Raw genomic sequence first — 12,792 nt, 5'->3', positions numbered from 1 at the left:
AGCTGAGGGCGGCCGGTGTCGAGCCTGTGGATGAAACGGGGGCTTTTCCACAGAGCGAACGCTACACCGTTTTTCCACCGCCGGCTACCCCGCTTGTCACCGTGGCTGTGAACAATCCCCCGTAAAGCTGGCGCATGCCCCAACCATGCGGTCTGTGGCCCGGAATGGGGGCGCTGGCGGATAATGTTATCCACAGGCAGAAAAAAGCCCTGGGGGAGTCCCGCCAGGGCGTCGACCGAGAAAGGGAAGGGGGTCAGTGCTTGAGCACGCGGGACAGGAAGTTCTGCGTGCGTTCGTGACGCGGAGCGTCGAACAGCGCGTCCGGGGCGGCCTGCTCGACGATCTCGCCCTGGTGGATGAAGACGACGCGGTCGGCGACCTCGCGGGCGAAGCCCATCTCGTGAGTGACGATGATCATGGTCATCCCCTCGCGGGCCAGCTCGCGCATGGCGTCGAGGACCTCGCCGATCATCTCGGGATCGAGCGCCGAGGTCGGCTCGTCGAACAGCATCAGGCGTGGCTCCATGGCCAGCGCCCGGGCCAGGGCCACGCGCTGCTGCTGGCCACCGGAGAGCTGGCTGGGGTACTTGTCGGCCTGGTCGGCGATGCCCACCCGCGCCAGCAGGCGCTCGGCGGTCTCGATCGCGTCGTCCCGGCTCCAGCCGCGCACCTTCATCGGTGCCAGCGTGACGTTGTCGCGCACCTTGAGGTGGGGGAAGAGATTGAACTGCTGGAACACCATGCCGACCTCGGTGCGGATCTTCTGCAGCGCCCGGCTGCTGCGGCCGTTGGGCAGCAGCTCGTTGCCGTCGACCTCGATATGACCGGCCTGGAATTCCTCGAGACCGTTGATGCAGCGAATCAGGGTGGACTTGCCGGAGCCGCTGGCGCCGATCACTACCACCACCTCGCCGGGGGCGATCGTCAGGTCGATGTCCTTGAGCACGTGCAGGTCGCCGAAGTGCTTGTTGACCTTGTCCATGCTTACGATGGGGGCGGCCGGAGAGGGGGAATTGCCTCGGTTCATGTCGCGCTCCTTATTGTCCGACCAGGCCCTTGCGCTCGAGCAGGCGCAGTGCGAATGACAGGCTCAGGGTGATCACCAGGTAGAGGAAAGCGACCATCAGGTAGACTTCCAGGGCGTTGAAGGTGGTGGCGATGTAGACCTGGCCTTGGCGCACCAGCTCGCCGACGCCGATCACCGAGAACAGCGAGGTGTCCTTGATGCTGATGATGCCCTGGTTGCCGAGCGGCGGGATCATGCGACGCAAGGCCTGGGGCCAGATGACGTAGCGAAAGGCCTGCGTGCGCGACAGCCCCAGCGAGAGGCTGGCCTCGCGCTGGCCGCGCTCGATCGACTGTACGCCGCCGCGCACGATCTCCGAGATATAGGCGCCGGAGTTGACCGCGATGGCGGCGATACCCGCCACCAGGGCATTGATGGGCCCGCCGAGGATCTGCGGCAGGCCGTAGAAGATGAACAGTACCTGGACCAGCACCGGGGTGCCGCGGAAGATCTCGATGTAGGCGATCGCCGGCACCCGCAGCCAGACGATGGGGCTGATGCGCAGCAGGCCGAAGAGGATGCCGATCAAGAAACCGATGGCCAGCCCGCCGAAGGAGATCAGCAGGGTATAGGGGATCCCCTTCAGCAGGAAGGGGATGGAGGCGAAGGCAGCCTCCCAGTCGAATTGGAAGGTGACGTCCACGTGGGTTCTCCGGTCAGGACGCGCCTCGGGGCAGGCAGGCGCGGGCAGATGGCAACGCAGCGGGGTCGAGTCCTCGACCCGACCCCGCCTCAGGAGCGCTGGGCAGTCACTCGTCGCTGTCGCTGCCGAACCACTTCTCGTGGATTTCGTCGTAGGTGCCGTCCTCACGCATCTCGGCCAGTGCCTCGTTGGTGGGTTCGACCCATTCGCTGCCCTTGACGAAGACGATACCGTACTGCTGGCCCTCGTAGAGCGGGCCGACCACCTTGGCCCGGCCTTCGCCGCGGGTCTGGGCGAAGTAGCTGACATTGGGAGCATCGTAGAACACGGCATCGGCACTGCCGCCGAGCAGAGCCATGTACATGTCGCTGCTGCCGGGGTAAGGCGTGATCTCGGCGTTGTCGCCGAGGTTCTCCTGCAGGTAGTCGTAGCTGGTGGAGCCGACCTTGGTGGCGACGGTCTTGCCTTCGAGATCCTCGATCTCCTCGATGCCCTCCTCGTCGGCGCGCACCAGGATCTTCAGGCCGCTGTCGTAGTAGGGGTCCGAGAAATCGACGATCTCGGCGCGTTCCTCGGTGATGGTGATGCCGGCGATGGCGACATCGACGTTGCCGGTCTGCACGGCGGGAATGATGCCATTGAAATCCATCGTCTCGAGTTCGTAGTCGAACCCGGCACGTTCGGCGACCGCGGCGATGATGTCCATGTCGAAACCGACCATTTCGCCGCTTTCCTGATCCATCATCTCGAAGGGAACAAAGCTCGGGTCGGTGACCACGTCGAGCGTCTCGTTGGCGACGGCCGAGCCGACGAGGCCGAGGGTAAGGGCAAGTCCCGTGACCTGGGTGGCCGTCTTCACGTGTCGTTTCATACGTTTCCCCATGGTGAATTGTTGTGGCGTTGCGCCTTTAAACCATGGCGAGTCCACGGGGAAGCGTCAAGTCGAACGGAATCTGTGCTGTCGTGACGGGGTTTGTAGGAAAATCACACCATGAAGGAGGCGCCGCAGCCGCAGGTGGTCGTGGCGTTGGGGTTCTGGACCAGGAAGCGGGCACCCGCCAGCCCCTCCTCGTAGTCGACGGTGGAGCCCACGAGGTACTGGTAGGAGAGCTCGTCGACGACCAGGGCCACCTCGCCGAACTCGATGACAGTGTCGTCCTCGCCGACCGCGTCGGCAAAGTCGAAGCCGTACTGGAAACCCGAGCAGCCGCCCCCCGTCACGTAGACGCGAAGCTTGAGGTCGGATTTGCCCTCCTCCTCCTTGAGCAGCGCCTGCAGCCGCTTCCTGGCGGCCTCGGAGAGCATCATGGGAGTGGGCACGAAGGATTCTGCGCCGCTCATCGGGGTCCTCCCTGAATGAATGGGTAACGGGGGATTATCCCCAATCCCCAGTAAAACGGTCAACTATTACCGGGGTGAGGTTCCTTTTCCCTCAAGGCCAAGGGTGTCAGGGCATCAGGGCGGGGGCAGCCAGGCCGGCGTTTTCGGCGAAGCCGAACATCAGGTTGAGGTTCTGCACCGCCTGGCCCGAAGCGCCCTTGACCAGGTTGTCGATCACCGACAGCACCACCACGGTATCGCCGCCCGCGGGGCGATGCACCGCCAGGCGGCAGACATTGGCGCCCTTGACGCTGCGCGTCTCGGGATGGCTGCCGGCGGGCATCACGTCGACGAACGGCTCGTCGGCGAAGCGCCGCTCGAAAAGCGCCTGGAGATCGCCCGGATCGCCCTGCAGGCGACCGTAGAGGGTAGCGTGGATGCCGCGGATCATCGGCGTCAGGTGGGGCACGAAGGTCAGCCCCACCGGCCCCCCGGCGGCATCGCCCAGGCCCTGGCGGATCTCCGGCAGGTGGCGATGACCCGAGGCGCCGTAGGCCTTCATCGACTCGCTGGCCTCGGCCAGCAGCGACGGCACCTTGGCGCCGCGGCCGGCACCGGTGACGCCGGACTTGCAGTCGGCGACGAGATGGCCGGGGTCGATCAGCCCGGCCTCGAGCAGCGGCAGCAGCCCCAGCTGGACCGCGGTGGGGTAGCAGCCCGGCACGGCGACCAGGCGGGCCTGGCGAATGTGTGCACGGTGCATCTCGGGCAGGCCATAGACGGCTTCGTCGAGCAGCTCCGGCGCGCCGTGGGGCTGGCCGTACCACTCGGCCCACACCTGGGCGTCGCGCAGGCGGAAGTCGGCGGAGAGGTCGATCACGCGGGTGCCCTGGGCGAGCAGCTCGCCGGCCAGGGCATGGGCGACGCCGTGGGGCGTGGCGAAGAACACCGCGTCGCAGGCGCCGAGCCGGCGCGGGTCGGGCTCGCTGAAGGCCAGCGCGTCATAGTGGCCGCGCAGGTTGGGGTACATGTCGCACACGCGCACGCCGGCCTCGGAGCGCGAGGTGATCGCCTCGACCTCGACCTCGGGGTGCTGGGCCAGCAGCCTGAGCAGCTCGACGCCGGTGTAACCGGTGCCGCCGACGATTCCGACCTTGATCACAACGCGACTCCTTCGAAGTTTGCCTGGCGGGGAGCGGCCGTCAACGGGACCGCCCTGTCCGGATATGATACACAAGAGAGGGGGCGGCGACTCAACCGCCTTGACCATGCATCAAGGAACCGACAGCACAGGAATCACGCCGTGGCGCGCCTCTCGTTTCCCACCCTCAGCCTGGAAGGCTTTCGCCGCAAGCTGGCCAGCGTCGACGCGCTGCCGCAGCTCTGCGTGCTGGGGGTCGTCTCGGGAGTGGTGACCGGCGCCGTGATGGTCGGGTTCCGGCTGCTGCTCGGCCTGGGGGGCCTGCTGTTCATGCCGGGAGGCGACCACGAGGCCTTCGAGGGGCTGTCGCCGGCAATGCGCGCCAGCCTGCCGCTGGTCGCCGTGGCAGTGATCGGGATCTTCCTGTGGCGCCAGCCGGCGGCGGCGCGCAAGCTCGGTGTCGGCCACGTCATCGAACGCCTCACCTACCACCAGGGCCGCTTTCCGCTGCGCAACTGGATCAACCAGTGGTGGGTCGGGGTGACCACGGTGCTGGGGGGGCTTTCCGCCGGCCGCGAGGGGCCGGCGATCCACCTCGGGGCGGCCGCGGCCAGTGGCCTGGGCCAGCGGCTGCGGCTGCCGCACAACAGCCTGCGGGTACTGGTGGCCTGCGGCACGGCGGCGGGCATCTCGGCCTCGTTCAATACGCCGATCGCTGGCGTCATCTTCGCCATGGAGGTGGTGATGATGGAGTACACCATCGCCGGCTTCATGCCGGTCATCCTGGCTTCCACCATGGGCGCCCTGATCGCCATGCTGGTGTACGGTTCGGAGCCTGCCATCCAGGTTCCCAGCGTCAGCCTGGGCTCCCTGATGAACCTGCCGTGGATCGTGGTCACGGCGCTGTTCATCGGGCTGCTGGCGGGGCTGTTCATCCACGTGGCGCGCAGCGAGCGCATCAGCGGCCTGCCGGTGGTGCTGCGCCTGGCGCTGGTGGCCCTGGCCACGGCGGCGGTGGCGTGGTGGTACCCCGACGTGCAGGGCATCGGCTACGACAGCCTGGACGCCTCGCTGGCGGGGAGCCTGAGCGTCGACGTGCTGCTGGCGCTGGTGGTGGCCAAGCTGCTGCTGACGGCCATCACCGTGGCCAGCGGCATTCCCATCGGCATCATCGGCCCGGTGCTGGTGGTCGGGGCGGCGGCCGGCGCGCTGGCCGATCTGGCCGGGGCGTGGCTGTTTCCCCAGCTTGGCGTCGAACCCGGTTTCTACGCCATGCTCGGCATGGCGGCGATGATGGGGGCGGTGTTGCAGGCGCCGCTGGCGGCGCTGATGGCGCTGCTGGAGCTGACCCACAACCCCAACATCATCCTCCCGGGAATGCTGGCGGTGGTGGTGTCGGGGCTGACGGCGCGCCAGCTGTGCCGCTGCGACGGCTTCTTCATCAGCGTGACCCGCCATGGCCTGCACCCGCTGCAGCAACCCCTGATGCAGGCGCTCTCGCGGGTCTCGGTGCCGGCGGTGATGGAGCGCAGCTTCGTGACCACGCCACGCATGGTGACCCGCGACCAGGCCCGCGCCCTGCTCGATGCCAAGCCGGCCTGGATACTGATACTGCGTTCCAGCGGCGACAAGCCGACCCTGGCACTGAAGGCGGCGGACCTGGCCCGCGCCCTGATCGATGAGCAGGAGCTGGAGGAGATCACCACCGATGAGGCGCTGATCGACCTGCTCGAGGTACCGGGGCTGCGCCTGGAGATGGCGCCGATCCACCTGCAGGCAACCCTGTCGGAGGCCTTCGAGCGGCTCAACGACCAGGCTGTCGACGCCCTCTACGTGGAGTACGGTAGACGTCCGAAGCACAAGCGAATTTCGGGTATCATCACCCGCGGCGCCATCGAGCGTTACTATTCGCTGAAGTGACTTCGCCAGTGCCCGCTCGCGGCCGTGTCGATACCACCTTCTGGGAGTAAGCATGTATCTCTGGATCAAGGCCCTGCACATCGTGGCCGTCGTGACCTGGTTCGCCGCGCTGTTCTACCTGCCGCGCCTGTACGTCTACCATGCCATGGCGCGCGACAAGGGGGAGCAGCAGGCCATCGACCACTTCCTGGTGATGGAGCGCAAGCTCTACCGCGGCATCATGACGCCGTCGATGATCGCGGTGATCGGGCTTGGCATCTGGCTGCTCTACCTCATGCCCCAGTGGCTCGGCATGGGCTGGATGCACGCCAAGCTGCTGCTGGTGCTGCTGCTGGTGGTGTACCACCACGTCTGCCTGGTCTACCTCAAGCAATTCGCCGCGGGCCGCTGCCAGCGTAGCCATGGCTTCTTCCGCGCTTTCAACGAACTGCCGGTAATCGCGCTGCTGGGCGTCGTGTTACTGGCGGTGCTCAAGCCGTTCTGACCATGACCTACGCCAAGAATGATCAGCTTCCGGTCGTGCTGGTGCTGGCCGGTCACGACCCCACGGGCGGGGCGGGACTCACCGCCGACGGCGAGGCGATCGCCGCCTGTGGCGGCTGGGCCGTGACGGTGCCGACCGCGCTGACGGTACAGGACTGCCACGACGTGCGGCGGGTGGAACCGGTACCCGTGGAGCTGTTCCGCGAGATGGTGGGGCAGCTGGCCGCATTTCGCCCGGCGGCGATCAAGATCGGGCTGCTGGCCAGCCGCGAGATGCTCGAGGCCGTGGTGGAGATCGTCCAGGCGCATCCGGGGGTGCCGGTGATTGCCGATCCGGTACTCAAGGCAGGAGGAGGCAAAGAGTTATCCACAGCGACTTTGGTCGAGGCCTTCCGCTCGCGCCTGCTGCCGCTGGTGGATACGTTAACTCCCAATCGTCTCGAGCTGGCACGCCTCGCCGGGCCCCAGGCCGGAGACGATCAGTCGCGCGTCCGCCGGTTGCTGTCATACGGCTGCCGCGCCGTGCTGGTGACCGGCAGTGACGAGCCGGAATCCGGCGTGCCGGACGATGAAGTCGAGCTGGTGCTGTACGACGGCCAGGGGCGCTTTGCCTGGCGCTGGCCTCGGCTGGCGGGCAGTTTCCACGGCTCGGGCTGCACCCTGGCCGCCGCCCTGGCGGCACGCCTCGCCGCCGGTGAGCCGCTGCATGCGGCCTGCGAGCAGGCCCAGCGCTTCACCTGGCAGGCCCTGGCGCATGCCTGGCAGCCGGGCGATGGCCAGGCACTGCCGCGGCGTACCGGCCTTCCGGGTTACGTTCCCGGATCATCGCCGGGCGTGACCCCGGCCGCTCTCCTGCGCGAAACTCACCGTTCATGCACTCGCGATGCCAAGGTTATCCAGGAAGTTATCCACAGGCCGGGCAGCGCGAGCCCGGCACCGCCCGTGACGGGGACGACCCATTTTCGAGACAGCAATGAGGCTGACATGACCACTTCCGCAACGCTCTTCGAACAGGCCTGCCGCCACATCCCCGGCGGCGTCAACTCCCCCGTGCGCGCCTTCAAGGGGCTGCACCGGCCGCCGGTCTTCATCGAGCGAGCCCAGGGCGCCTACCTGTTCGACGTGGAAGGCAAGCGCTACGTCGACTACGTCGGCTCCTGGGGGCCGATGATCACCGGCCACGCCGACCCGGACGTGCTCGGAGCCGTACGTAGTCGTCTCGACCACGGACTCTCGTTCGGCACGCCGACCGCCATCGAGACCATCATGGCCGACCTGATCTGCGAGATGATCCCCTCGATCGAACTGGTGCGCATGGTCAACTCGGGCACCGAGGCCACCATGTCGGCGATCCGGCTGGCGCGCGGTTTCACCGGGCGCGACAAGATCGTCAAGTTCGAGGGCAACTACCATGGCCACTCCGATTCGCTGCTGGTCAAGGCCGGCTCCGGCGCGCTGACTCACGGCGAGCCCAGTTCGCCCGGGGTGCCCGCCGCCCTCGCCGAGCACACCATCACGCTGGCCTACAACGACATCGACGAGATCGAGGCCTGCTTCGAGGAGCTCGGCAGCGAGATCGCCTGCATCATCGTCGAGCCGGTCGCCGGCAACATGAACTGCATCCCGCCCCAGCCCGGCTTCCTCGAGGCCCTGCGCCGAGTTTGCACCGAGTACGGGAGTGTGCTGATCTTTGATGAAGTGATGACCGGTTTTCGCGTCGCCATGGGCGGTGCCCAGGCGCACTTCGGCATCACCCCCGACCTGACCTGCCTGGGCAAGATCGTCGGCGGCGGCATGCCGGTGGGGGCCTTCGGCGGCAAGCGCGAGATCATGGAGCAGATCTCGCCGCTGGGGCCGGTCTACCAGGCCGGGACGCTCTCGGGCAACCCGCTGGCCATGGCGGCGGGCATCGCCCTGCTGAACAAGCTGCGCGAGCCCGGTTTCCATGATGCCCTGGCGCAGCGCGTGGAGACGTTGTGCCACGGATTGCAGGAGCGTGCCGATGCCGCTGGTGTCGATCTGATCACCCAGCGCGCGGGCGGCATGTTCGGGCTGTTCTTCACCGGGCAGACCCGGGTCGACAACTTCGCCCAGGCCACGGCCTGCGATGTCGATGCCTTCCGCCGCTTTTTCGCGGCGATGCTGGACGAAGGCGTCTATCTGGCGCCATCGGCCTATGAGGCGGGCTTCATGTCCAGTGCCCATACGCCGGAAGACATTCAACTGACGCTGGATGCCGCCGAGAGGGCTTTCGCGCTGGTGCGCCAGCCCTGACGCGGCACCGCTGCCACGAGGAGTGAACATGGATGCCACCTCAGCGAACCGCCAGGCCACGTCCCCCGCGGCGCTCAGCCTGGATGAACTGATCGATTCGCTGGTGGCCTCCCACCGCACCCTGGTCGACGATCTCCCCTACGCCGGGGCCTCCTGCTGCCTGGCGGCCACCCGCGCGCTGGTGGAGGAGGAGGTGAAGGTGCTCGACGCCCGCCTGACGGGTGAGGAGGACCGGCGCCGCCTGCGCGACCTGAGGCAGTGGCTGGCCCAGGAGCTGGTGCGACTCGAGCCGTGGTTCCACGACCGCGGCGCACCGCGACCGAGCTGGGTCGTCGGCCGCCAGACCGTGGCGTTGTGCGATCGGCAGCGCCTGATCATGTCCAGCGCCCTCGATCTCGAGGCCACGGACCCGTTGGCCCGGCGCTGCCTGGACCCTGGCTTCGATCTGGTGTCGCTGCTGGTGGGCCTCTACGTGCGGGACGAGACGCGCCTTGCCCACTACGCCTTCGACCGCTACCTGCGGCTGTCGGGCGACTACGCCCTGACACGCCTCATCTCGGTCTTCGCCGTGTGCCGTTCGCTCGCGGGCGCGCGACGGGCACTGCAGCGCTGGGAGGCGGGACGCGGCACGGCCTTCCACCTGGCCGAGGTCATGACGGAGTGCCGGCGCTACCTCGAGCTGGCCGAACGGGTCTCCAACTTTCGCTTTCCTCCCTTGATCATCGGCGTCGGCGCGGCCGGCAGCGGCAAGAGCCGCTTCATGGCCGAGATCGTCGAGCGGCTGGGTGCCGTGAGGCTCTGCTCTGACGCCGAGCGGCGGCGCCTCTTCGGGATTTCTCCACAGGCGGTCGCGGCGGCACCGGCTGTGGATATCTTCGCTCCTTCGACCACCGAACGCACCTACCTGCGCCTCGCCAGCCTGGCCGGACTGCTGCTGAATGGCGGCATCCCCACCTGCATCGATGCCACCTGCCTGACGCGGGCTCAGCGTCAGCTGCTGCGCCAGCAGGGCGAGGCCCGCGGCTTGCCGGTGCTCCTCGTCAGCTTCGAGGCCGACGAGGAAACGCTCAGGGCGCGCATCGTCAAGCGTGCCAGGCGCCAGGGGGGGGACCCGGCGACGAGCCTCGCGGTGCTCAACCGACAGCTCGCGCAGTTCGAGGGGTTCAGCGACGAGGAGCGTCAGCAACTGCTGCACCTCGATACCACCGCCGACAATGCCACCGACACCCTGGCGCTGCTGATCCAGCAGCGGGTGTTTGCCGGCTGAACATCTTTACCCCTTGCCCTCTGACCGCCCAGGCTCACGCTCCACCTTGACCTCAGCGAAGCGGCTCGCCTGGCGAAAGTTTCTCTGTAAACACAGGGAAACAATCAGGGTATCCAGTAACCGTTTGACAACAAAAGAATTAAAGCAACAGAAAAGAAGCTCCCCTCAGAAGTGTTAATATTCCGTAACGGTTCTTCTCCTCTTCTCCCCTGTTATTTTATGTAACCGTCCGAGATTCAACTCGGTCGGCTTTCCTTGATGCTAGGCAACTTTTTGTTTACTGATGATTTTTCTAGCGTGTGGCATGGAGAGTGCCAATAGGTATTGCGACCACTGTCTCTGGTTTTCGGCAGGAAAAGGGAGGCGAACAGGATGTTATTTCCTTCGACAATCCGAACGAAATACCTCAGACGGCCAGGTCATTCTGGGAACAAAAACATCATGCATGATAGGGAGTATTCAACATGAAAAAGTATTACGTGATTGCCGGTTCCTCCATGCTGGCATTGGTGCTCGCCATTTCGAATGCGCACGCCAACCCGAGCTCAGGTTCCGCCGAGAACGTCGACCAGCAGGTCAACTCTGCGGCACTGGCCGTGGGCGGTAGCGGCGGCAACAGCAGCGGCGGCAACGGTGGCGACGGAGGCGGCAGTAACAGCTATTCCGGCTCTGGGGCCTGGAACAACGCCAGCGAATTGGACGACGGGGCCGATGCAGGTAGTGAAGCCGAGATCTCCGCCAACAGCGACGCTTCCAGCGACGCTGGAAACGGTGGCGCCGGTGGTATGGGCGGGGCTGGCGGTGCAGCCGGGGCCGGCGGCGATGCCTGGGCCATGAGCGAATCCTACAACACCAGCACCAGCGTGGTGGCGATCCAGGACCTGCGCTCCACCGTGACCGGGTCAAGTATCAACATCAACGCCGGTAGTGGGGCGCAAGGTGGCGCCGGCAGCAATGGCGGCGATGCCCTGGGTGTCAGCGCCGGTGTCGGCGTCGGCGGTGCCGGCGGTGAGGGCACTGGAGGGGACGGCGGGCACTCCGTGGCGGTCGGTGGCGATGGTGCCGACGGCGGCGATGGCACCGGCCTGGGCCTGGGTCTGGGTCTTGGTGCTGGCCAGGGTGGCAGCGCTGATACCAACAACGGTAGCGGTGGTGCCGACAGCAGCGCCTCGGGCGGGCTGGCTGGTAACTTCGCCGGGGATGACGTCGAGGACAATGTCGAAACTTCGGCAGGCGGCAGCAGCAGTGGCGATGCAACTGCCTCGCCCGATGTGGCGGGCGGCACCGGTGGGGCCGGCAGCGGTACCGGCAGTGGTACCGGCACTGGCAGCGGCACCGGTGGCGCTGGCGGCTCGGGCGGTGATGCCATGGCCGGCAACGGGGGCAACTCTACCGGCAATGGCGGTGGCGGCGGCGGCGGTACCGGCACCGGCGGGGATGCCTATGCCTATGCCGGCGATGGCGGCAACGGTGGTGCCGGTGGTGACGGCGGCAACGCTTCCCTCGTCACCGGAGGAGCTTCCATGGCCGCAGGCGCCGGTACCTTCGGCGGCATTGCCAACATGAACCTCTCCACTGGCATCTACAACTCCCAGCTGGCGGGCACCAACGTGGCGGCACACAGCAACGTCAACATCGGTAACTGATGGCTTGTGTTCGCTGAGCGCGGAGGGCCGGTGGCGAGACTGCCGGCCCTCCCTTGGTTCCATCGACGAAACGGCGGAAGAGGGAGCGGTACCATGAAGCGTATCGGGCGAGCAATGCAGACTGCGCTGGCGGCCGGTTTGGGTCTTGCCAGTCCACTGACGATAGCCGAGGACGGGGCGATGACGGGGTTCGATGCACACCAACGCATCGAGGCAGCGGATCTGGAGGGCGTTACCGGCCGGGAGGGATTTCGGAATCTGGTCAATGTCCAGAGTATCCAGGACTTGGAAGCGGTGGCGCAGGGGGCCTCCTTCACCGCCGGTACGATCGTCTCGGGCAACATCACCGTCGAGGCCAATGCCATGGACAACGTCTCGGGCATCACCCTGATGAATCTCATGACGGGGCATGCCAATGCGGTCTCGACGGGCGTCAGCATCAGCATCTATGCGCCCCAGTAAGGCTGGGGCGCGACGGGGGCCAGCATGACCAGAACCCTGAGGTGGCTTGGTTTGGCGGCGAGCTGCGCCGTCCTGAGCCTACCGGTGATACCGCTGCAGGCGGCGCCGGTCACGATCGCATTGAATGGAGGTTTCGGCTCGGTCACGGTGGCGGCCCGGAGCCACCAGGAGATGCGCTGGGACGGCGTCGTCGCCCAGCAGTACGACTACAGCTGCGGCGCTGCCGCGGTGGCGACGCTGCTCACTTATCACTACGACAGGCCGACCTCGGAAGCAGAAGTCTTCGAGTCGATGATCCGTGACGGTGAAGTGGAACAGATCCGGGAGCAGGGTTTCTCGATGCTCGACATGAAGCGCTACCTCGATGCCCAAGGGTTGAATTCGGATGGCTTCCGGGTAGGCCTCGAGGACCTGGAACGCATCGGGATCCCCGCCATCACCCTGATCGACACCGCGGGCTACCGGCACTTCGTGGTATTCAAGGGCGTGGATCGGGAAAGCGTGCTGCTGGGGGACCCCGCCGTGGGCACCGTGGCGATTCCCAGGGCGCATTTCGAATCGATCTGGAGC

The 12,792-nt window shown here is 66.6% G+C and carries 12 protein-coding genes and 1 pseudogene; 8 read left to right on the top strand and 5 right to left on the bottom strand.

The genetic code is table 11. The features are described 5' to 3' along the window. Positions 1-253: 253 nt before the first annotated feature. The 5 genes from DIS04_RS17770 to argC all read right to left on the bottom strand — a co-directional run bounded on the left by DIS04_RS17770 (position 254) and on the right by argC (position 4,191). Complete coding sequence (locus DIS04_RS17770) at positions 254-1,027, bottom strand: ATP-binding cassette domain-containing protein (protein ID WP_111415133.1); 774 nt, start codon at positions 1,025-1,027, stop codon at positions 254-256. A gap of 10 nt (positions 1,028-1,037) precedes the next feature. Beyond that, positions 1,038-1,709 carry an amino acid ABC transporter permease gene (locus DIS04_RS17765; protein ID WP_111415132.1) on the bottom strand — a complete coding sequence of 224 codons (672 nt, stop codon included), beginning with the start codon at positions 1,707-1,709 and terminating at the stop codon, positions 1,038-1,040. A gap of 106 nt (positions 1,710-1,815) precedes the next feature. Then, positions 1,816-2,580 carry a transporter substrate-binding domain-containing protein gene (locus DIS04_RS17760; RefSeq protein ID WP_111415131.1) on the bottom strand — a complete coding sequence of 255 codons (765 nt, stop codon included), beginning with the start codon at positions 2,578-2,580 and terminating at the stop codon, positions 1,816-1,818. 113 nt (positions 2,581-2,693) lie between these two features. Beyond that, positions 2,694-3,050, bottom strand: a complete 357-nt coding sequence (erpA, locus tag DIS04_RS17755; protein ID WP_111415130.1) for an iron-sulfur cluster insertion protein ErpA — start codon at positions 3,048-3,050, stop codon at positions 2,694-2,696. 106 nt (positions 3,051-3,156) lie between these two features. Further along, positions 3,157-4,191, bottom strand: coding sequence for an N-acetyl-gamma-glutamyl-phosphate reductase (gene argC / locus DIS04_RS17750; protein ID WP_111415129.1), 1,035 nt, complete (start codon positions 4,189-4,191; stop codon positions 3,157-3,159). A gap of 141 nt (positions 4,192-4,332) precedes the next feature. On the opposite strand from argC, the gene DIS04_RS17745 reads away from it, so the two are divergent. The 8 genes and pseudogenes from DIS04_RS17745 to DIS04_RS17710 all read left to right on the top strand — a co-directional run. After that, on the top strand, positions 4,333-6,090 hold the full coding sequence (locus tag DIS04_RS17745) for a chloride channel protein (protein WP_111415128.1): 1,758 nt from the start codon (positions 4,333-4,335) through the stop codon (positions 6,088-6,090). A gap of 52 nt (positions 6,091-6,142) precedes the next feature. Further along, positions 6,143-6,574 (top strand): protoporphyrinogen oxidase HemJ, encoded by a 432-nt coding sequence (gene hemJ / locus DIS04_RS17740; RefSeq protein ID WP_111415127.1) that lies wholly within the window; start codon positions 6,143-6,145, stop codon positions 6,572-6,574. Positions 6,575-6,576: 2 nt separating this feature from the next. Next, positions 6,577-7,368, top strand: a pseudogene (gene thiD, locus DIS04_RS20685) (bifunctional hydroxymethylpyrimidine kinase/phosphomethylpyrimidine kinase); the annotation flags it as partial. A gap of 189 nt (positions 7,369-7,557) precedes the next feature. Next, positions 7,558-8,847, top strand: coding sequence for a glutamate-1-semialdehyde 2,1-aminomutase (hemL, locus tag DIS04_RS20680; RefSeq protein WP_218938194.1), 1,290 nt, complete (start codon positions 7,558-7,560; stop codon positions 8,845-8,847). 28 nt (positions 8,848-8,875) lie between these two features. Beyond that, positions 8,876-10,114, top strand: coding sequence for a P-loop nucleotide/nucleoside kinase family protein (locus DIS04_RS17730; protein ID WP_162623114.1), 1,239 nt, complete (start codon positions 8,876-8,878; stop codon positions 10,112-10,114). A gap of 464 nt (positions 10,115-10,578) precedes the next feature. Beyond that, positions 10,579-11,760 carry a hypothetical protein gene (locus tag DIS04_RS20535; protein ID WP_162623113.1) on the top strand — a complete coding sequence of 394 codons (1,182 nt, stop codon included), beginning with the start codon at positions 10,579-10,581 and terminating at the stop codon, positions 11,758-11,760. 93 nt (positions 11,761-11,853) lie between these two features. After that, positions 11,854-12,222 carry a hypothetical protein gene (locus tag DIS04_RS17715; protein ID WP_111415122.1) on the top strand — a complete coding sequence of 123 codons (369 nt, stop codon included), beginning with the start codon at positions 11,854-11,856 and terminating at the stop codon, positions 12,220-12,222. A 24-nt stretch (positions 12,223-12,246) separates the two neighbouring features. Further along, on the top strand, positions 12,247-12,792 hold a 546-nt coding region (locus DIS04_RS17710), incomplete at its 3' end, for a C39 family peptidase (RefSeq protein WP_111415121.1).

It is taken from the genome of Billgrantia lactosivorans, assembly GCF_003254665.1.
GTDB classification, from domain to species: Bacteria; Pseudomonadota; Gammaproteobacteria; order Pseudomonadales; family Halomonadaceae; genus Halomonas; species Halomonas lactosivorans.
The sequence above is the reverse complement of the archived record's forward strand: the minus strand, read 5'-3'. Positions and strand labels throughout refer to the sequence as shown.